Here is a 20,475-nt window from a genome sequence, read left to right as displayed (position 1 = left end):
TATGGCAGGAACTAGAGCGGCTATTCGATATGCTAAGGCTATTCTTGATATTGCAAAAGCAAGTAATAACACAGTAAGTGTTAATAACGACATGTTGTCAATTGGAGCATCGGTAAAAGAAAGTAAAGAATTAAAAGATTTTTTGTTAAATCCTACTGTTGTTGCTAATGTTAAGCTTAATGCGTTATTGGAGGTTTTTGCTTCAGCTCAAAACGAAACAAAAAGCTTATTTCAATTGCTTTTAGAAAATAAAAGATTTGAAATTTTACATGCTATTGCTTCAGAATATAATAAATTGTTTGATGAATTGAATGGAGTTGAAACTGCAATAGTTACTACTGCATTTCCTATAACATCAGATTTAGAAAATAGAGTTTTAGCTAAAATTAAAGATTTTTCTGATAAAAGTATTACTGTTCAAAATATTGTTGATCCGTCAATTATAGGGGGATTTATATTGAGAATTGGAGATAAACAATTCAATGCATCTGTAGCTAGTAAATTACAGGCGTTAAAACAAGAATTTAGTAATTAGTATTAATTATGAGACAGTTAGTATTAATAGTGTTTTTGTTTTTTAGCTTTTTGAGTTTTGCCCAAAAATTTAAATACAAAAATCAAGAGGTTTTAGTTGACGGTAATGTTTGGTTAAAATATGACGGTTGCGGAGGCTTTAATACTTTTTGTTCATTAACAAATACAACCAATGGAGATGAAATTTTATTTATAAAAATTATCCGTGTTTCTGGTGCTGAACCAAGAACATCATCAAACACAAGTGGTGATTTAGTATATTGTGAAGTTTCTTTTCTAGGGTTGGGCAAAAAAATTGAGTTGCAAAAAACTTATAAATCTATAGTTGAATTACTTTATAAATCTAAAGTAGTAAATGATGATCAAACATTAAATGAGGATAAAGTTAATTTACTTATTGAAAAGTATGGTACTGAGTTTTCAGATAGATTAAATAAATCTAATAATGGTCAAACCATTATAATAAATAATAATCAAGAGCCAAAAAGATCTGGCGTTAATATTAATATCGGAGGATAATAATTATATATAATTATGGCGGAAATTAAACCTGCTGAAATTTCAGCAATATTAAAGAAACAATTATCAGGTTTTCAATCTGGTACATCATTAGAAGAAGTAGGAACTGTACTTCAAGTTGGAGATGGTATCGCACGTGTTTACGGATTATCTAACGCTCAATATGGTGAGTTAGTTCAATTCGAAAATGGGTTAGAAGCTATCGTTCTTAACTTAGAGGAAGACAATGTTGGTGTTGTATTATTAGGTCCTTCTACAGGTATTAGAGAAGGTTCTACTGTAAAAAGAACACAACGTATTGCTTCTCTTAAAGTTGGTGAACAAGTTGTTGGTCGTGTTTTAGATACATTAGGTAATCCTATTGATGGTAAAGGACCAATTGGTGGTGATTTATATGAAATGCCATTAGAAAGAAAAGCTCCTGGAGTTATCTTCCGTCAACCAGTAACAGAACCATTACAAACAGGAATTAAAGCAATTGATGCTATGATTCCAGTTGGTAGAGGACAACGTGAGTTGGTAATTGGTGACCGTCAAACAGGTAAAACTACTGTTTGTATTGACACAATTTTGAATCAAAAAGAATTTTACGATGCTGGTAAACCAGTATTTTGTATATATGTTGCAGTAGGGCAAAAGGCGTCAACAGTTGCTGCAATTGCTAAAACATTAGAAGAAAAAGGAGCAATGGCTTATACAGTTATTGTTGCTGCAAATGCATCTGATCCTGCAGCAATGCAAGTTTATGCTCCATTTGCTGGTGCTTCTATTGGGGAGTATTTCCGTGATACAGGTCGTCCTGCATTAATTATTTATGATGATTTATCTAAGCAAGCAGTTGCTTATCGTGAAGTGTCATTGTTGTTAAGAAGACCACCAGGTCGTGAAGCATATCCAGGGGATGTTTTCTATCTTCACTCAAGATTATTAGAGAGAGCAGCAAAAGTTATTGCGGATGATGATATTGCTAAAGAAATGAATGATTTACCAGATTCTTTACGTCCAATCGTTAAAGGAGGAGGTTCATTAACAGCTTTGCCAATTATTGAAACTCAGGCTGGTGACGTTTCTGCATATATTCCAACAAACGTAATTTCGATTACTGATGGTCAAATATTCTTAGATGGTGATTTATTTAATTCAGGTGTACGTCCCGCAATTAACGTTGGTATTTCAGTATCTCGAGTTGGAGGTAATGCGCAAATTAAATCAATGAAAAAAGTAGCCGGTACTTTAAAATTAGACCAAGCTCAATACCGTGAATTAGAAGCGTTTGCTAAATTTGGTTCAGATTTAGATGCAGTTACTATGAACGTAATTGAAAAAGGAAAACGTAACGTTGAAATTTTAAAACAAGCTGTAAATGATCCTTATACAGTAGAAGATCAGGTTGCAATTATCTATGCGGGTTCTAAAAACTTGTTAAGAAATGTTCCTGTAACTAGTGTTAAAGAATTTGAGAGAGATTTCATTGATTATTTAAATGCTAAACATAGAGATACTTTAGACGGATTAAAAGCAGGTAAATTCACAGACGAAATTACTGATGTTTTAGAAAAAGCAGCTAAAGAGGTTTCTGCAAAATATTAATTCTAAGTAGCTAGTAATTAGTGAATGCTAATTGCTAATTACTAGCTACTAATTACTCATATAAAATGGCAAATTTAAAGGAAATTAGAAATAGAATTGGTTCCGTTTCATCTACGATGCAAATTACATCGGCAATGAAAATGGTTTCTGCTGCTAAGCTTAAAAAAGCGCAAGACGCTATTACAGCAATGCGACCTTATGCCGAAAAATTAACCGAACTTCTACAAAACTTAAGCGCTACCTTAGATGGTAATACTGGTGGTGCTTTCGCAGAACAAAGAGAGGTTAATAAAGTTTTGATTGTTGCTATTACTTCTAATAGAGGTTTATGTGGTGCTTTTAATACAAATGTAATCAAAGAAGTTAGAAGTTTATCTGGTTCTTATTCTGGAAAACAAGTTGATGTTTTTGCTATTGGTAAAAAAGGAAATGATGTTTTAAAGAAATCTAATACAGTTATAGATAATAAAAATTCAATTTTTGATGATTTAACATTTGAAAATGTATCTGATATTGCTCAACTTTTAATGGATAAGTTTGTTGCAGGTGAATACGATAAAATTCATATTGTTTACAATCATTTTAAAAACGCAGCAACTCAAATTGTTAAAATAGAACAGTTTTTACCTTTAGCTCCTATTACAGGAGGTGAAGTTGTTTCATCCGATTATATTTTCGAACCTTCGAAAGAAGAAATTGTGTTGACTTTAATACCAAAGTCTTTAAAAACACAATTGTATAAAGGAATTCGTGACTCTTTTGCTTCAGAACATGGTGCTCGTATGACTGCTATGCACAAAGCAACTGATAATGCAACAGAATTAAGAAATCAATTGAAGTTAACATATAACAAAGCGCGTCAAGCTGCAATTACTGGAGAAATCTTAGAAATTGTTGGTGGTGCTGAAGCATTGAACAATTAAACGTAGCGAAGCGGAGTTAAATTAATAATTCGAAGCATTGAACAATTAAACGTAGCGAAGCGGAGTTAAATTAATAATTCGAAGCATTGAACAATTAAACGTAGCGAAGCGGAGTTAAATTAATAATTCGAAGCATTGAACAATTAAACGTAGCGAAGCGGAGTTAAATTAATAATTCGAAGCATTGAACAATTAAACGTAGCGAAGCGGAGTTGAATTAATAATTCGAAGCATTGAACAATTAGACGAAGCATTTGCTTAGTCGTATTTACAAAAAAGAGCCAAACTTTAGTTTGGCTCTTTTTTTGTTATATAATTTGTACATTTAACTAAAATATTTTTATGATGATAGTTTCTAAATTAATTACATTTTTTCTTAGTATTGTTTTGCTTTCATGTGGAATTTCAAAAACAAATATTCAAAAATTAGAAGGTCAAACTCAAATAAAAGAAGTTTATTCTCAAGCATGGGTTGCAGGAGTAAGAGGTGGTGGAGCCGGAATAAATGTTTTTGTTAATCTGAATTCGCCATTTGAAAAAGGGTTGGTTTTAGAAAAAATTCAATTTAAAAACTATGAAGCTACTTTTGAAAAAACAAATGAGTTAAGTTATATAGCTAGAATAGATACAGGTCAAAATCAATTAAAAGGAATAAATATTGAAGCTACAGATGTCGAAGAAGAAACAGTTGTTCATGAGTCTAAAGTTAGCTTAAAGGAGAATCAAGCAATTTTATTTTTTACCAAAGAAGGTAAAATGTATTCTAAAATTATAGAAAATGTAGAAGAAAGAGAAATGATTGCCTATCCTTCTGTGAGAAAACCTACAGAATAACTATTTTTGTTCCTTAAATAAAGAAACTTTGAGTTTATATAAATCTCTTTTTAAGCAAACGGCAATCTATGGTTTAGCAACTGTCATTCCAAGATTAATTAGCTTCTTATTAAACCCGCTTTACGTTTATTATCTAACAGATATGAATAAAATGGGCGAGGTTTCTGTTATTTTCTCTTATTTGGTTTTTTTCAACGTTGTACTTTCTTACGGAATGGAAACTGCTTTTTTTCGTTTCTATAATTCAGAAGATAAAAAAGAAAAAGTAATTAATACTTCGATGATTTCTTTATTGACTTCAACACTTCTTTTTTTCGGAATTTCAATATTTTTTAAAGACGATATTGCCAATTGGTCAAACAAAAATGTAGATTATATTTTCTACACTATTTTAATTTTGACTTTAGATGCTTTAGTAATCATTCCTTTTTCAAAATTAAGAGCCGAAGGAAGACCAATAAAATATGCAGTTATTAAAATTGGTAACGTAGTAATTAATTTGTCGTTAAGTATTTTCTTTTTGGTTTTTTTGCCAAAATGGGCTCAAAACAGTTCTTTGTTAGAAGGTATTTACTTCGAAAATTTCCAAATTGGTTACATATTTGTTTCCAATGTAATAGCAAGTTTATTTACTTTATTAATGCTGCTTCCTGATTATTTTAAATTGAAGTGGCAATTTGATGTGGTGCTTTGGAAAAAAATGATGCATTACGGTTTCCCAATTTTAATTGCTGGAATCGCATTTGCAATCAATGAACATTTTGATAAAATTCTTTTAGAATGGATGCATGTCGATTTAGCACATATTGGCGCTTATTCTGCTTGTTATAAAATTGGAATGTTTATGGTTTTGTTTAGAACCGCCTATACTTTAGGAATTGAACCTTTCTTTTTCAGTCATGCAAAAAATGAAAATGCACCACAAACGTATGCCGAAATCACAAAATACTTTGTCATATTTGGTTCGTTTATGTCACTCGGAATAATAGTTTTTGCTGATGTTTTAAAAGTTTTTTTAGTTCCTAGAGAAGAATATTGGATTGCAATGAATATTGTGCCTTTAATTGTAATTGCTAATTTTTTCTTAGGTATTTATACCAATCTTTCAGTTTGGTATAAATTAATCGACAAAACTAAAATCGGCGCATATATTTCAATTGTAGGCGCTTTAGTAACATTATTATTCAACTTTGTTCTGATTCCCTATATAGGTTTTATGGGTTCTGCAATTGCAACTATTTTTGCATATGGAGCAATGATGTTGATTTCATATAAGCTAGGACAAAAAAGCTATCCAATTCCTTATGATAAAAAGAAAATTGGTTTCTATTTGGGGCTTTCGGTTATATTAAGTCTGTTTTCTTTTTACATTCCTATTTTAAGAGAAACCTATGTTTTTGGAATAGCTAGTTTATTAATTTTTGTTTACTTTGTATATCGAAATGAGCAAGACCTTTTTTCAAAATTTTTAAATCGAAAATAATGCAAATTAAAATAATAAATAAATCATCACACGAATTACCAAACTACGAAACAATCGCTTCAGCTGGAATGGATTTGCGTGCAAATATTACTGAATCAATCGTATTAAATCCATTAGGAAGAACAATAGTTAAAACCGGAATTTTCATTGAATTACCAATTGGCTTTGAAGCTCAAGTTCGCCCTAGAAGTGGTTTGGCCGCAAAAAATGGAATTACGGTTTTAAATTCTCCAGGAACAGTCGACGCTGATTATCGTGGTGAAATTGGTGTAATTTTAGTAAACCTTTCCAATGAAGATTTTACCATTGAAAACGGAGAAAGAATTGCTCAATTAGTAATTGCAAAACACGAACGCGCTGAATGGATTCATGTAGAGGAGTTGTCTGAAACTTCACGTGGAGAAGGTGGTTTTGGAAGTACAGGGGTGAAGTAAAGTTCCTGCGAAGACAGGAATCTAGTGAATTGAAAACTAATCATTAGTTTTACACTTGGGTTACCTAAATCGATTATTACTAAGGCAGGAATATAAAACATAATAAAATGAAATTATGGTATATTTATATAATGACAAACAAGTGTCAAGGCCTTATTTATATTGGAGTTACCGATAATTTGCATGAACGTGTTAAAGAACATAAATTGAAAATTTATCCAAATTCATTTACGGCTAAATATAATTGTGATAAATTAATCTATTTTGAAGAATGGCAAGATGGTTTTGAAGCTTCAAAACGCGAAAGGCAATTGAAAAAATGGAAAAGAGATTGGAAAATTAAATTAATTGAAGATATGAACCCATCGTGGATGGATATTAGTATAAATTGGAATTTCAATTTCAATATAATAAGAAAATAAAGTTTAACTAAAAAGATACCCGCCTTCGCGGGCATGATTATGAAAATAATAGTACCTATGGCAGGTCGTGGCTCACGTCTTCGTCCACATACATTAACAATACCCAAACCATTAATTCCGGTTGCGGGAAAACCAATTGTTCACAGATTAGTAGAGGATATAGCTGGAGTTCTAAATCAAGAAATTGATGAAGTAGCTTTTATTATTCACGAAAGTTTTGGTAATCAAGTAGAAGCTGATTTAATTGCTATTGCAGAAAAATTAGGCGCAAAAGGAACCATTTATTATCAAAATGAAGCTCTCGGAACTGGTCATGCAATTATGTGTGCCAAAGATTCTTTAAGCGGACCAGCGGTTATTGCTTATGCAGATACTTTAATTCGTGCGGATTTCGATTTAGATACATCTGCCGATAGTGTAATTTGGGTAAAACAAGTAGAAAAACCAGAAGCTTTTGGTGTAGTGAATTTAAATTCGAACGGAGAAATAATTGAATTGGTTGAGAAGCCTCAAGAGTTTGTTTCAGATTTAGCAGTTATTGGAATTTACTTTTTTAAAGATGTTGCTGTTCTAAAAAACGAATTACAATTGGTAATTGATAATAATATTATTCATGGTGGTGAATACCAAATTAACGATGGTATTAAGCAAATGATGGAAAAAGGCATGAAATTTGTTCCAGGTCAAGTAGACGAATGGATGGATTGCGGAAATAAAGATGTTACAGTGGATACCAATTCTAGAATGTTGCATTTTTTACATAATGATGCTGAAGAAACTATGATTGCTGAAACAGTTAGAATTGAAAATTCAACAATTATTCCTCCATGTTATATTGGAGAAAATGTGGTTTTAATAAATTCTATTGTTGGACCAAATGTTTCATTAGGTAACTCAACACATTTAACAAATACTAAAATACAAAACAGTTTAGTACAAACACACGTGCACATTAGAAACGCAAAATTAGATAACGCAATGATTGGTAATCATGCCACTTTTGATGGCGATTTTAAAAGCATAAGTATTGGCGATTATTCCGTTTTAGAATAAATAATTTGAAAAACTATAAAGCAATAGCATTTTTATTCTTGTTGGTTACTTTTGGTAATCAACAAGTTTTTTATGGACAAATTAATCCAGACGATATTGCTCTTGTAGAAAATGAAGTTGAAAATAATTTTTATGAAGCATTAAAACAACGCGGAATTGAAAATTATGATAAAGCAATTATTGCCATTCAAAAATGTATCGAAAAAGACAATTCAAATCCTGTTTTTTATCATGAATTAGGTAAAAATTATTTAGATTTAAAACAATATGTAGAAGCTGAAATGGCTTTTAAAAAAGCTGTTGAATTAAACCCAAATGAACGTTGGTACTTAAATGGTTTGTATGATGTGTATTACCAAACTAAAGATTTTCAAAAATCTATTCCGGTGGTTCAAAAATTAATTGTATTCGATCCAAATATGAATGAAGATTTGGTTTCGCTTTACATGTACACTAATCAGCATGATAAAGCGTTGAATTTATTAAAGGAAATGGAAAGCACTTCGGTTTTGAGTCAGTCTATGGAATATTATAAGTTAAAAATTCAAACTTCAAATGCTTATTCAAAACCTGAAGTAGGGGAATTAGAAAATTTAATTCGAAAAAATCCAAAAGTAGAACAACATTATATTGACTTAATGATGCTATATTCTACAAGTAATCAAGAAGAAAAAGCTTTTGAAGTTGCTAAAGAATTGGCAAAAGAAATTCCAAATTCCGATTGGGCACATGTAAGTTTGTTTAAATTTTATTTGGTTAATAATGAAATTGATAATGCTAAAAAATCAATGTTTAAGATTTTTAAGAATAATAGCATTGATAGAAGAATTAAACATCGTATTTTAAATGAATTTTTAATTATTACAGTTGGAACAAATGAATATGATAAAGATTTAGAAACTGCAGTTGATTATTTTGCAAATGACAATGAAATTAATGTGTCAAAAGAAATTGGAAAGTTCTTTTACAACAAAAAAGAATATGCAAAAACCGAGTTTTATCTAAAAAAAGGAATCCAAAAAGAACCAAATGATATAGAAACGGTTTTGCTTCTGTTAGATGTTGAAAGTGTTATAGAAAAATTTGAAGAAGTTAAAAAAATAGCAACAAATTATATCGATTTGTATCCTACATTTGCCAAATTGTATTTTTATGCCGGTTTAGCGAATTATAAATTAAAGAAATCTAAAGAAGCAATTGATCAATTGGAAACGGGTTTAGAGTTTATTGTAGAAGATTTGCCTTTAGAAAATCAATTTTACTTGCTTTTGTCAGAAACATATAAACAGAATAACAATACAACAAAAGAAAAAATGTACCGTTCTAAGTCGGAACTTATTCAAAAGAAACTTAAATAATGAAAAAAATAATTATTGTTTTTATTGGGCTAACACTTTTAGTCTCTTGTAAAGCAAAAAAATCTGTTTTGGAATCAGCTGCAAACGAATCATTAGCTGCTGCAAAAATTATTGATGGTCATTACGAAAATAAAAAGGAGTTTTCAACTTTAAATATTAGAGCAAACGCAAAATATAAAGATGATAAACAATCTCATTCTGTAACGGCTGATATTCGTATTAAGAAAAATGAAATAATTTGGATTAATGTGAAACTATTAGGGTTTCCTGTAGCCAAAGCATTAATTACACCAAATAAAGTAAGTTATTATGAGAAAATAAATGGTACTTATTTTGAAGGAGATTTTAGTTTATTGAGCAATTGGTTAGGAACCGAACTCGATTTTGATAAAGTTCAAAACTTGTTAATTGGTAATGCAATTGACGACTTAACTAAAGCTAAATATGTTGCCAAAATTGAAGATGAACTGTATCAATTAACAGAGAAAAATAAAAGTAACACCTCTAAGGTTTTTGATTTTGAAGGCGGAAATTTTCTCTTAAAAAAAGAAACAATTTTTCAAGAGAAAGAAAATAGAAAATTAGAAATTTATTATCCTTCACATAAAAAACAAAATAATGTATTTTTGCCAAACGAAATTAAAATAAAGGCAGAACAAAAAGAAACAATTTTCATCGATTTGGAATATAAAAATATAATTTTTAATGAAAATTTAAGTTATCCTTTTTCAATACCAAGTAGTTACGATCAAGTTAAGGTTAACTAACAATTTCAAAACAATAGTATCTTTGTAAAAAAAAATAAAATGAAGCAATTTCAATTATACATACTTTTTTTCTTTTGTTTTTCTTTAGGGTTTTCTCAAACTCAACAAGAAAAATTAGAAGCGCGAAAAGAGCAAATTCAGAAAGAAATTTCTGCTTTTAAAAGTTTGTTGCAAACAGAAAAGAAGAAAGAACGTTCAGTGTTAAGTGAAATTGCAGCTCAAAAAGCCCGCATTAGATTAAGTGAGCGATTAATTAGTACAACAGCTAAACAAAAACGTTTGTTAGACGACAATATCTATTTAAATCAATTGGAAATCAATAAATTGAATAGAGAGTTGAAAGTACTAAAAGAAGATTATGCTAAAATGATTGTAAAATCATATAAAAGTCGAAATGACCAAAGTAGAATTATGTTTATACTTTCTTCTCAGAATTTTCTTCAGGCTTACAAGCGTATTCAATATATGAAACAATATGCAGGTTTTAGAAAAATGCAAGGAGATGAAATTCAAGAAAAACAAGATAAGCTTGCAGTTGCAGTTGTTAAACTTGAGAAAGACAAAAAGAATAAAGAAAAAGTTCTTGCTGAAAATGAAGCTGAAAAAAAAATATTAGAAGAAAAGAAAAAAGAACAAGAACAGTTAGCGAAAATTATTCAAAAAGATAAAAAAAAATATGCTGCGGATATTGATAAAAAACAAAAAGAAGCAAGAGATATTGATAAGCAGATTAAAAAAATAATTGCTGATGAAATTGCTGCAGCTAATAAAAGAAATGCTGCAAAATCGGGGACAAAAACTTCTACAGCATCAGTCTCTAAATTTGATTTAACTCCTGAAGGAAAAATTGTTTCAGATAACTTTAAACTAAATAAAGGGAAATTACCTTGGCCTGTTGATAATGGTTATGTGCAATTGCGTTATGGTGATCAACCACACCCAGTACATAAAAATCTTACTGTGCATAATAGTGGGGTAGAAATAGCTACAAAACCAGGCTCAAATGCTAGAGCTATTTTTGGTGGAGAAGTATTACAAGTTCAAGTTATTTCTGCTAACAACAAAGCTGTTTATGTTCAGCATGGAGATTTTATTACAGTTTATTTAAACTTAAGTTCTGTAAACGTAAGTAAAGGGGATAAAGTTTCAGTAAAACAAATTTTAGGAAAAATTCATACTGATTCATCTGGTAATGCAGTAATTAAGTTTTTGGTTTTGCAAAACACAACTTATTTAAATCCAGAACAGTGGATGTCTAATATGTAATTTAACAAAAAATACATATTTTCCATAAATACAAATTACTTACTTGGCTTATCTTTACGATGGTTAATAGTAGTAATTTTTTCTAATCAAAAAATTTACACAAAAATCCGGAGTGGGGACTTCGGATTTTTTATTTTAACAAAATATACATAAAAAATATAAACAGTAAATTTATTGTTTAAGTATTTTTATAACGGTTAATAGTGGTAATTTTTTCTAATCAAATAGAAAATGTAAACATCCTAAGTACTTCACTTAGGATGTTTTTTATATTTTATTGAAAAGCTCTAAAGCTTTAGTAATACTTTTTACATTGTCAAATGTGATTAATAAACGTAATCCATTTTTGGTTTGCTTCTCTTTAATTTTGCAAAGATTTCCATTTTGTTGTGCAAATTGCATTACTTTCATGAACTTGTTAGATTGATAATATTTGCTTTGTTGATCGCTTATGAAATAACCAATAAGTTTGCCTTGTTTCATTAATAATTTTTCAATTCCTATAGAAGTTGCTTTCCATTTTATTCGTAAACTATTTAATAATGCAATTGCAGGTTTTGGAAGCGCACCAAATCGATCAATTAATTTTTGTTCGAAAAGCAATAAATCTTCCTCTTTTTTAATTAAGCCTAACTCGTTATATAAACTTAATCGTTCAGTAACACTGTTTATATATTCATCAGGAAACAATAATTCGAAGTCTGTGTCAATTAAAATATCTTTTACGTATTCTTTAGTCTCAATATTATTTTCTTCTTCGTAAAGGTCTTTAAATTCGTTTTCTTTCAATTCGTCAATTGCCTCGTTCATTATTTTTTGGTAGGTATCAAAACCAATTTCATTAATGAAACCACTTTGTTCACCGCCTAATAAATCTCCAGCACCACGAATTTCTAAATCTTTCATGGCAATATTAAATCCGCTTCCCAATTCGCTAAATTGTTCCAATGCATTGATGCGTTTTCGTGCATCTTCAGTCATTACAGTATCTGGTGGAGTAATAAAGTAACAAAATGCTTTTTTATTGCTTCGCCCTACACGACCACGCATTTGATGTAAATCAGATAATCCGAAATTATTGGCATTATTAATAAAAATAGTATTCGCATTTGGAACATCTAATCCACTTTCAATAATCGTTGTTGCTACTAAAACATCAAATTCACCTTCAATAAAAGCAAGCATTAATTCTTCTAGTTTTTTACCGTCCATTTGTCCGTGACCAATTCCCACTTTTGCATCGGGAACTAATCGTTGAATCATTCCAGCAACTTCTTTGATGTTTTCAATGCGATTATTAATAAAAAATACTTGTCCGCCACGTTCAATTTCATATGAAATAGCATCTCTAATTACTTCTTCGTTAAAACGCACCACATTTGTTTCAATAGGATGTCTATTAGGCGGTGGAGTAGTAATTACCGATAAATCTCTAGCTGCCATCAGCGAAAATTGTAACGTTCTTGGAATTGGAGTTGCAGTAAGTGTAAGCGTATCTACATTTGCAGCAATAGTTTTTAATTTATCTTTTACGTTTACTCCAAATTTTTGCTCTTCATCAACAATCAACAACCCTAAATCTTTAAATTGTACATTTTTGTTTACCAATTGATGTGTTCCAATGATAATGTCAACTTTTCCTTCACCAAGTGCTTTTAAAGTTTCTGCTTTTTGCTTGGCTGTTCTAAATCTATTCAAATAATTTATGGTAACCGGCATGTCTTTTAAACGCTCGGAAAATGTTCTGTAATGTTGATAAGCAAGAATGGTGGTGGGAACTAAAACGGCAACTTGCTTTCCATTGTCAACCGCTTTAAATGCTGCACGAATGGCAATTTCTGTTTTTCCAAAACCAACATCTCCGCAAACCAATCGATCCATTGGCCTGTCGTTTTCCATATCCATTTTTACATCATTTGTCGATGTAATTTGATCTGGTGTATCTTCATAAATAAACGAACTTTCTAGTTCTTTTTGCAAATAACTATCGGGCGCGCAAGCAAAACCTTTGTCTAACCTTCTTTTTGCATACAATTGAATTAAATTGAAAGCTATATGCTTAACTCGTGCTTTTGTTTTTTGTTTTAACGCTTTCCAAGCGTTGCTTCCTAATTTGTATATTTTAGGAGGTGCACCATCTTTACCGTTGTATTTTGAAATTTTATGTAACGAATGAATACTTACATAAACAATGTCATTATCAGCATAGGCCAACTTAATGGCTTCTTGTGTTTTTCCTTCGACCTGAATTTTTTGTAAACCTCCAAATTTTCCAATTCCGTGGTCAATATGCGTAACATAATCCCCAACAGATAAAGAGGTAAGCTCTTTTAAGGTGATGGTTTGTTTTTTAGAAGAGCTGTTTTTAATGGTGAATTTATGATAGCGCTCAAAAATTTGATGATCTGTATAACAAGCAATTTGATTTTCTATATCTATAAATCCTTGATATAATGGAAAAACTAATGTTTTGTATTGTTTGCGAATGCTTTCGTGGTTTTCTTCGTCTATGCTTTGAAAAATATCATGAAAACGTTTAGACTGACTTTCGTTTGAACATAAAATATAATTTGAAATACCATTGTCATGGTTCTCACTTAAATTGGCTAGTAATAAATCAAATTGTTTATTGAAAGAAGGTTGAGGTTGAATATGAAATTCAAAACTTTTATCTACTTTAAAAATCGACTTGTTGTTTAATTCCACAATTGGAAAGTCGATTACTTTTTTTAAAAACGTTTTTTCGTTTACAAATAATTCTTCCGGATTGGCTTGTTTTATTTCGCCAGTTAATTTTGAGTAAGCTTCATCTGCTTTACCAAATAAAGTGTTTAATTTTTGACCAATTTGCTCGGTATTTTGAATAAAAACAGCGGTTTTTTCGTTGATGTAGTTTAAAAAGCTTTCGCGATTTTCTTGAAGCATTTTATTTTCTACATTCGGAATAATTGAAATTTTCTTGAGCTTTTCTTTTGAAAGTTGGGTTTCAACATCAAAACTTCTAATGCTGTCTACTTCGTTGCCAAAAAACTCAATTCTATACGGTTCGTCATTTGAAAATGAAAACACATCAATAATTCCACCACGAACAGAAAATTCGCCGGGTTCAACAACAAAGTCAACACGTTTAAAATTGTATTCAAATAGTGTTTCGTTGATAAAATCAATTGATAAGTTATCGTTTACGGCAAGTTTTAAAGTGTTTTTATCTAATTCTTTTCGAGTAACTACTTTTTCAAATAAAGCTTCTGGATATGAAACAATAATAGCTGGTTTTTTACGAGAATTAATTCGGTTTAAAACTTCAGCTCTTAATAAAACATTTGCATTGTCTGTTTCTTCAATTTGATAAGGTCTTCTGTAAGAACCAGGATAAAATAAAACATCTTCACCGTTAAGAAGTTGCTCTAAGTCGTTTAAATAATAAGCAGCTTCTTCTTTATCATTTAAAATCAATAAAAAAGGGATTTCTGCTTTTTTAAAAAGCGATTGAATGATAATTGATAATGATGATCCTATTAAACCAGAAACAGAAGCTTTTTTTCGTTCAATTAGTAATTGACTAATTTGCTCAATTTTAGGATTTTGTTCGTATTTTTTTAAAATATCTGAAACGTTCAAGGTTGTAAATTTAATTTGTTGTAAAATTAAAAAAACCACTACAATTCCAATTGGTTTATAGTGGTTTTATTTTGTGTTTTCGTTAAATTATAAAATAAGTTTTCTTCTTATTTTTTGAAAATTTTCAAGTGTAACTGTAATGAATATGGTTTGATTAGTTTGAAAAACATTTTTTTCAAAAGTTAAGCTATTAATGTTTTTTTCTTCAAAAAGTAATCTTCCTGAAATGTCAAACGCTTCAATAGATTTGATATTTAAATTATTCGAAACAAATTTAGTAGCTTCATCTGTAGAAAAAACTATTAAAGAAGAATCATTAACCAAATTATCATCAGTTGATAATGATAAATCTTGGTAATGTAATTTAAACCTATTATTAAATGTTCCAGTTGTTGTTGTAAAAGTAAAAGTACTGGTTTTTAAATTATGAAATGTTCCGTTACTTGTATCTTCTAGGAAAATGCCCTTGTCATCAAAAAAAGTATCTGTATGATCAATTGCAATATCGTAACTTCCGGCTTGTGTTGTGTTTATTCCTAACGGAATCTGATCTGTTATTGTCCAAGGATATGCCCTTCCTTGTATTCCAAATCCAAGTGTAGATGGAGGAATTAATGAATAGAACTGTATAACTCCAGCTGTTGATGCTAGCGCGTCAGTTCCGAAATCATAGTTGTTTGTCGCATCTTCTTGATATCCTACAGCAATTTGTTTAAATGCTCCAAGTGAATTCGTTAGATTTAAGTGAATATAATAGTTTAGTGTTGTTGATTGGGTTTCTCTATAAAACTGATTATTATTTCCACTAACTCGCATTGCGTTTGTAAAGTTAATTGTTGTTGTTGTTCCAGCTGAAGCAAAAAATCCTTGACCAGCTGCTATGTATTGATCTGGAACTGCTCCACCCGAAATTGCTTGCGTACCTGTAGTTCTTGTTCTTACTGCGTAATCATCTGTAGTAAAAACATTTCCTGAAATGGCAGTATTATGTGTCCAGAAATATAAAGTACCAAGATTTGTATTGTCCATCATAGTTACAACATCAATAGCAGAAGGATAAGGGTTTGAAATGAAATTGTAATTTAATAGCACAGGATTAAATGCTTCAACATTAACAGGAATGTTTCCGTTATTAGGTGTTCCAATAAATTCTCCATTATAGATAGTTGGCGTCACAGTGTAATTATCTGGTGCTTGAATAGCATATCCCTTTCCTGGGACCATTGCATTTGTTCCTGTTTCATTTACCCAATTGTTTACAGCTGAATTAGCATTAAAACTATGAAATCTAGTTGGACTGGTTAGGGGCGAGAATACATTTAAAATTTGCCCAAAAACAGGGGTTCCCCAATAAGTGTATTGATTTTCAATCATTGGAGCAGTATCTCTCCTGTAAGTTATATTTCCAGTATTAACTGCAGCTGCATTAACTTGTAATAAGCTCGCATTATTTTCAAAAATTAAACTTGCAGTAGCATTAATTGTAATGTCATTTTCAACAGTTAATGTGTGAGAAGAATTAAATGTAACAATTGAAGTCCCATTTACCGTTATTGATTTAGTAGTTAAATTTCCTGAAGAAGAATAATTTCCAGTAAAAATTGCATCTGTTGAGCTATTTGGCGTACCGTTATCCCAAGCTGCTCCATCCCAAGTGGTTGTTTGTGAAAATGCTATTTGTGCAAAAAAGCATAATACAATTAGTGTTGATTTGTAAAAGTAATTGTTTTTCATATTCTATTTTTTTTGCATTTTCTCTTTTTCTTTAAGAGTGTTTGACTTTGTTACACTTTCTTCAAAAGCCTTTGAGTTAGCCATTCTTGAAGTGTCTAAGGCTTTAATCATATCATCTTCGCCAATTTCTTTCGGAATAGCTTGTTTAATTATAATTTCATCCATTTGGATGTAGACTCCTCTTATTTCAGAGTTGATTTCGTCAATTAATGTAAATACTTTTTTTTGTGGTATTTCCTGTAAATGTAAAAAAGTATCTAATGAATTTATTTTTGTATTTAAAGTCACTAATCTACTTCTAACTTGAGGATTGTTAAATTTATCAGGTACAGTTAAACTCAAACTATCAGATTTTTGAGCGACATTTTCAATTTTCATTTGAAAAGCAAGTAATGTTGCTTTAGGCTTTTGCTCTAATTCTTTTTTAAACTGAATCCAATCATTCCATTCATTGAGAGTAGTTTGAATTTCTGTTCTAGCATTTGGGAAATTGAATGACCATTTTTTAGAAATTGCTAAAAAAACTTCTGTATTTTTTTGCTGTACTTTTGAAGAATTTGCATTTCGATTACTGTCGTCTGCGCAACTAATAAAAAGTACTGAACTTAAAAATAAAATTAAATATGTTTTCATTAAGTATAAATATAAGCAAAAATACAATTGTTTACCAGATTTTAATATGATTTCTTTAAAGTTAACATATTATAAATTTTGTTTAGTTTTTTTTTAAAATAATAACCCATACAAATTCTTATATTTGTACTTTAAATTTACTGAAAACAATGAATACAAAAATATTAATTATTGGTGCTTGTGGTCAAATAGGGACCGAATTAACAGCAAAGCTTAGATCTACATATGGTGTTGAAAATGTTGTAGCTTCAGATATCCGTAAATTAGAAAATGATGTTGTTAATAATGGTATTTTTGAAGTTATTAATGCGTTAGATTATAATCAAATTGAACATTTAATTGAACAATATGAAATTACGGATGTTTATTTAATGGCAGCACTACTTTCAGCAACTGCAGAGAAAAACCCTGCTTTTGCTTGGGATTTAAATATGAATTCTTTGTTTCATGTTTTAAATTTAGCTAAAGCGGGAAAAATTAAAAAGATTTTTTGGCCATCAAGTATTGCGGTTTTTGGGCCTACAACTCCTAGAGAAAATACTCCGCAATATACTGTTATGGAGCCTTCAACTGTTTATGGGATTTCTAAACAAGCCGGAGAGAGATGGTGCGAATATTATAATAAACAATACGGTGTTGATGTAAGAAGTATTCGTTACCCAGGTTTGATTAGTTGGGCAACAGAACCAGGAGGGGGAACTACAGATTATGCCGTAGATATTTATCATAAAGCAATTACTGAAGGAAGTTTTACTAGTTTTCTTTCTGAAAAAACGGCTTTGCCTATGATGTACATGGATGATGCAATTAAGGCAACTATTGGAATTATGAAAGCTTCTTCTGAGCAAATAAAAATACGCTCTTCATATAACTTGTCAGCAATGAGTTTTACTCCTGAGCAAATTACTGAAGAAATTAAAAAGTATTATCCTGATTTTACAATTGGTTATGCGCCAGACTTTCGTCAGAAAATTGCCGATAGTTGGCCTGCAAGTATTGATGATACTCTTGCAAGAGAAGATTGGAATTGGTCAAATGATTTTGATATTAAATCAATGACAGCAGAAATGTTTAAAAATTTAAAAGAACATATTTACAATTAAAATTATTTTTTTTGTAATTGATTTATAAAAGCATCTTCTATAGGTGCTTTTATTTTTATAATTTCATTTGTGTTTTCATTTGGGATTGTCATTGAAAGAACATAATGTTTTATTTTCCAAATTCCGTTTACTTGAACTAAAACTCCACTTCCTCTGCAAATTTTCATTTGTGTGTTTAATAGCTCGTCAAACCAGGCTGTTTTTTTGTCTTTTGAAAAATAGATATTTCTTTCAATTGCTTTGAAACTCCAAGCTTTTCCTTTATCGAAATATGGTTTAGCATAAATCATGAATTCTTGTTTGTTCCAATTTTCAGTTGCATCTGTTCCTATGAAGACTGATTCATCTGCCATTGCATTAAAGTAATTATCAAAATTTGCTTCAGCAGCAGCTTTGTGCCAATTGTTTAATAGAATTTCAATTTTTTGATATGTATTGTTGTCTTTTTTTTGAGAAAAGCTTTTGAATGATAATATTGTAATAAATAATAGAATTACTTTTTTCATAAATTGATTTTTCATAAATGTAATAAAATGAGTTAAATAAAAAAAGACCTTACATTGCTGTAAAGTCTTTTTGTGTATTAGCTCCCTCTCTTGGGCTCGAACCAAGGACCCTCTGATTAACAGTCAGATGCTCTAACCAACTGAGCTAAGAAGGAATAACCAATATTTTGCATTTTGAGATATAAAAAGCCACTTGAAAAGCGGCTTTTTTTAGCTCCCTCTCTTGGGCTCGAACCAAGGACCCTCTGATTAACAGTCAGATGCTCTAACCAACTGAGCTAAGAAGGAAGGTGTGTTACCTTTAATGCGGTGCAAATATAAGCTGATAATTTATTTTTACAAACAAAAAGTAAAAAAATATTAGAAAAATTTATCTGCAACTAGTTGATAGATGTCTTTTCCGAAAGTTAAAGCCATTAAAGTCAGTAAGATAATCATTCCGAAAGTCTGTACTCTTTCTGCTGCTTTTATGCTTAATGTCTTTCCGGTAATCATTTCAACAATGGTAAATAATGCATGTCCGCCATCTAAACCAGGTATTGGTAATAAATTCATGAAAGCTAAACCAATTGAAAATAAAGCTGTAAAGTTCCAAATAAATTCCCAATTCCACGTGTCTGGTAGACGACGTGCTATTCCAACTGGACTTTGAACTTGCTTGTATGCTTCTGTTTTAGGACTTAAAATTAATTTAAACTGTTTTACGTTATAAGCTAATAATTGCCATGATTCTTTAACTGCTGCAGGAATAGCTTCTCCAATGCTTAGTTTATTGATAACTTGATAATCATCTTTATTGATACTGCCTTGAATAAATCCTAATTTGCCATCTTCTCCAACTAAAGTTTTAATTTCAACAATTGCATTATTTCTGTTTACGTCTAATGAAACAGAATCATTTTTATGCTTAGATAATTCAGTTCCTAATTCATCGAAATATGTAATTTTAGCTCCGTTAATTCCTACGATATTATCTCCTTTTTGTAATCCAGCTTTTTCTGCTAAACTATTTTTAGTTATAGAATCTATAGAAACATTAGTTAATCTTGCATGAACAAAGTCTTTCCCTTCGGTAGAGATAATTTTTCCTTTTTGTTCATCAGTTAATGAAATATTTATTTTTTCTCCGTTTCTTTCTAGCTCAATTTTTTCACTTAAAAGAATATCAATAATCAACCAATTAAATTTTGGTTGAAATTTTCCGTCAACTGAAATGATTTTATCTCCGTCTTTAAAACCTACACTTTTACCAACTTCTCCAAAAGCTAATCCGTTTTTTTGAACTACTTCTGATGAAATATATTTTTGCCCTACTGTTGCAAACATTGTGGTGTAAATAAACCAAGCTAGTAATATATTTACAATAATTCCACCAAGCATAATAATTAAACGTTGCCATGCTGGTTTAGAACGAAATTCCCAAGGCTGAGGTTCTGTGTTCATTTGATCGGTATCCATGCTTTCATCAATCATCCCTGAAAGTTTCACATAACCACCTAAAGGTAACCATCCAATTCCCCATTCTGTTTCTCCTATTTTTTTCTTTATTAATGAAAACCCAGCATCCATAAAAAGATAGAATTTTTCAACTCTAACTTTAAACATTTTTGCGGTAATGTAGTGGCCAAATTCATGAAGAATAACTAATACTGAAAGTATAAATAATATTTGTGCTAATTGAATCATTTTATATGT

At 30.3% G+C, this 20,475-nt stretch carries 18 protein-coding genes and 2 tRNA genes; 13 read left to right on the top strand and 7 right to left on the bottom strand.

All coding sequences use genetic code 11. The features are described 5' to 3' along the window. The first annotated feature begins 1 nt into the window (after position 1). The 12 genes from atpH (at position 2) to OLM55_RS02225 (ending at position 11,183) form a co-directional block, all read left to right on the top strand. Positions 2-535: an ATP synthase F1 subunit delta gene (gene atpH, locus OLM55_RS02280; protein WP_264559801.1), complete on the top strand. Its 534-nt coding sequence runs from the start codon at positions 2-4 to the stop codon at positions 533-535. Positions 536-543: 8 nt separating this feature from the next. Further along, the gene (locus OLM55_RS02275) at positions 544-1,053 is read left to right on the top strand and encodes a hypothetical protein (protein ID WP_264559800.1); all 510 of its coding nucleotides are present in this window, start codon (positions 544-546) and stop codon (positions 1,051-1,053) included. Positions 1,054-1,068: 15 nt separating this feature from the next. Next, a complete protein-coding gene (gene atpA, locus OLM55_RS02270; protein ID WP_264559799.1) occupies positions 1,069-2,643 on the top strand; it encodes a F0F1 ATP synthase subunit alpha in 1,575 nt (524 codons plus the stop codon). Positions 2,644-2,708: 65 nt separating this feature from the next. After that, positions 2,709-3,566: an ATP synthase F1 subunit gamma gene (gene atpG, locus OLM55_RS02265; RefSeq protein WP_264559798.1), complete on the top strand. Its 858-nt coding sequence runs from the start codon at positions 2,709-2,711 to the stop codon at positions 3,564-3,566. A 342-nt stretch (positions 3,567-3,908) separates the two neighbouring features. After that, the gene (locus OLM55_RS02260) at positions 3,909-4,400 is read left to right on the top strand and encodes a hypothetical protein (protein WP_264559797.1); all 492 of its coding nucleotides are present in this window, start codon (positions 3,909-3,911) and stop codon (positions 4,398-4,400) included. A gap of 28 nt (positions 4,401-4,428) precedes the next feature. Then, positions 4,429-5,883, top strand: coding sequence for a polysaccharide biosynthesis C-terminal domain-containing protein (locus OLM55_RS02255; RefSeq protein ID WP_264559796.1), 1,455 nt, complete (start codon positions 4,429-4,431; stop codon positions 5,881-5,883). After that, positions 5,883-6,317, top strand: a complete 435-nt coding sequence (gene dut / locus OLM55_RS02250; protein WP_264559795.1) for a dUTP diphosphatase — start codon at positions 5,883-5,885, stop codon at positions 6,315-6,317. Before OLM55_RS02255 ends, dut begins: the two co-directional genes overlap by 1 nt. A gap of 107 nt (positions 6,318-6,424) precedes the next feature. Then, positions 6,425-6,739 (top strand): GIY-YIG nuclease family protein, encoded by a 315-nt coding sequence (locus OLM55_RS02245; RefSeq protein WP_264559794.1) that lies wholly within the window; start codon positions 6,425-6,427, stop codon positions 6,737-6,739. A gap of 39 nt (positions 6,740-6,778) precedes the next feature. Beyond that, a complete protein-coding gene (locus OLM55_RS02240) occupies positions 6,779-7,792 on the top strand; it encodes a sugar phosphate nucleotidyltransferase (protein ID WP_264559793.1) in 1,014 nt (337 codons plus the stop codon). Positions 7,793-7,797: 5 nt separating this feature from the next. Continuing rightward, the gene (locus tag OLM55_RS02235) at positions 7,798-9,150 is read left to right on the top strand and encodes a tetratricopeptide repeat protein (protein WP_264559792.1); all 1,353 of its coding nucleotides are present in this window, start codon (positions 7,798-7,800) and stop codon (positions 9,148-9,150) included. Further along, complete coding sequence (locus OLM55_RS02230) at positions 9,150-9,917, top strand: DUF4292 domain-containing protein (protein ID WP_264559791.1); 768 nt, start codon at positions 9,150-9,152, stop codon at positions 9,915-9,917. Before OLM55_RS02235 ends, OLM55_RS02230 begins: the two co-directional genes overlap by 1 nt. A gap of 39 nt (positions 9,918-9,956) precedes the next feature. Then, complete coding sequence (locus tag OLM55_RS02225; RefSeq protein ID WP_264559790.1) at positions 9,957-11,183, top strand: murein hydrolase activator EnvC family protein; 1,227 nt, start codon at positions 9,957-9,959, stop codon at positions 11,181-11,183. 267 nt (positions 11,184-11,450) lie between these two features. On the opposite strand, the gene mfd is transcribed toward OLM55_RS02225, so the two are convergent. The 3 genes from mfd to OLM55_RS02210 form a co-directional block, all read right to left on the bottom strand. Further along, the gene (mfd, locus tag OLM55_RS02220; protein WP_413614316.1) at positions 11,451-14,759 is read right to left on the bottom strand and encodes a transcription-repair coupling factor; all 3,309 of its coding nucleotides are present in this window, start codon (positions 14,757-14,759) and stop codon (positions 11,451-11,453) included. A 132-nt stretch (positions 14,760-14,891) separates the two neighbouring features. Beyond that, complete coding sequence (locus OLM55_RS02215) at positions 14,892-16,538, bottom strand: hypothetical protein (protein ID WP_264559788.1); 1,647 nt, start codon at positions 16,536-16,538, stop codon at positions 14,892-14,894. Positions 16,539-16,541: 3 nt separating this feature from the next. Continuing rightward, on the bottom strand, positions 16,542-17,171 hold the full coding sequence (locus OLM55_RS02210) for a hypothetical protein (RefSeq protein WP_264559787.1): 630 nt from the start codon (positions 17,169-17,171) through the stop codon (positions 16,542-16,544). A gap of 149 nt (positions 17,172-17,320) precedes the next feature. On the opposite strand from OLM55_RS02210, the gene OLM55_RS02205 reads away from it, so the two are divergent. Beyond that, the gene (locus OLM55_RS02205) at positions 17,321-18,274 is read left to right on the top strand and encodes an NAD-dependent epimerase/dehydratase family protein (protein WP_264559786.1); all 954 of its coding nucleotides are present in this window, start codon (positions 17,321-17,323) and stop codon (positions 18,272-18,274) included. Positions 18,275-18,276: 2 nt separating this feature from the next. On the opposite strand, the gene OLM55_RS02200 is transcribed toward OLM55_RS02205, so the two are convergent. The 4 genes from OLM55_RS02200 to rseP form a co-directional block, all read right to left on the bottom strand. Next, a complete protein-coding gene (locus tag OLM55_RS02200) occupies positions 18,277-18,780 on the bottom strand; it encodes a nuclear transport factor 2 family protein (RefSeq protein WP_264559785.1) in 504 nt (167 codons plus the stop codon). Positions 18,781-18,861: 81 nt separating this feature from the next. After that, positions 18,862-18,935: transfer RNA gene (locus OLM55_RS02195), tRNA-Asn, on the bottom strand. Between the two features lie 59 nt (positions 18,936-18,994). After that, positions 18,995-19,068, bottom strand: a tRNA-Asn gene (locus OLM55_RS02190). A 72-nt stretch (positions 19,069-19,140) separates the two neighbouring features. Next, positions 19,141-20,466, bottom strand: a complete 1,326-nt coding sequence (rseP, locus tag OLM55_RS02185; protein WP_264559784.1) for an RIP metalloprotease RseP — start codon at positions 20,464-20,466, stop codon at positions 19,141-19,143. Positions 20,467-20,475: the final 9 nt, after the last annotated feature.

Source organism: Flavobacterium sp. N2270 (assembly GCF_025947225.1).
Lineage (GTDB): Bacteria > Bacteroidota > Bacteroidia > Flavobacteriales > Flavobacteriaceae > Flavobacterium.
This window is presented reverse-complemented; position numbering and strand designations above follow the sequence as displayed.

What these genes read in the sequence shown, in the direction of transcription:
- rseP (WP_264559784.1), bottom strand. Translation starts at nt 20,466, where the DNA reads ATGATTCAATTAGCACAAATATTATTTATACTTTCAGTATTAGTTATT.
- OLM55_RS02275 (WP_264559800.1), top strand. Translation starts at nt 544, where the DNA reads ATGAGACAGTTAGTATTAATAGTGTTTTTGTTTTTTAGCTTTTTGAGT.
- OLM55_RS02205 (WP_264559786.1), top strand. Translation starts at nt 17,321, where the DNA reads ATGAATACAAAAATATTAATTATTGGTGCTTGTGGTCAAATAGGGACC.
- OLM55_RS02215 (WP_264559788.1), bottom strand. Translation starts at nt 16,538, where the DNA reads ATGAAAAACAATTACTTTTACAAATCAACACTAATTGTATTATGCTTT.
- atpA (WP_264559799.1), top strand. Translation starts at nt 1,069, where the DNA reads ATGGCGGAAATTAAACCTGCTGAAATTTCAGCAATATTAAAGAAACAA.
- OLM55_RS02210 (WP_264559787.1), bottom strand. Translation starts at nt 17,171, where the DNA reads ATGAAAACATATTTAATTTTATTTTTAAGTTCAGTACTTTTTATTAGT.
- atpH (WP_264559801.1), top strand. Translation starts at nt 2, where the DNA reads ATGGCAGGAACTAGAGCGGCTATTCGATATGCTAAGGCTATTCTTGAT.
- OLM55_RS02225 (WP_264559790.1), top strand. Translation starts at nt 9,957, where the DNA reads ATGAAGCAATTTCAATTATACATACTTTTTTTCTTTTGTTTTTCTTTA.
- atpG (WP_264559798.1), top strand. Translation starts at nt 2,709, where the DNA reads ATGGCAAATTTAAAGGAAATTAGAAATAGAATTGGTTCCGTTTCATCT.
- OLM55_RS02200 (WP_264559785.1), bottom strand. Translation starts at nt 18,780, where the DNA reads ATGAAAAAAGTAATTCTATTATTTATTACAATATTATCATTCAAAAGC.
- OLM55_RS02260 (WP_264559797.1), top strand. Translation starts at nt 3,909, where the DNA reads ATGATGATAGTTTCTAAATTAATTACATTTTTTCTTAGTATTGTTTTG.
- OLM55_RS02245 (WP_264559794.1), top strand. Translation starts at nt 6,425, where the DNA reads ATGAAATTATGGTATATTTATATAATGACAAACAAGTGTCAAGGCCTT.
- OLM55_RS02230 (WP_264559791.1), top strand. Translation starts at nt 9,150, where the DNA reads ATGAAAAAAATAATTATTGTTTTTATTGGGCTAACACTTTTAGTCTCT.
- OLM55_RS02240 (WP_264559793.1), top strand. Translation starts at nt 6,779, where the DNA reads ATGAAAATAATAGTACCTATGGCAGGTCGTGGCTCACGTCTTCGTCCA.
- dut (WP_264559795.1), top strand. Translation starts at nt 5,883, where the DNA reads ATGCAAATTAAAATAATAAATAAATCATCACACGAATTACCAAACTAC.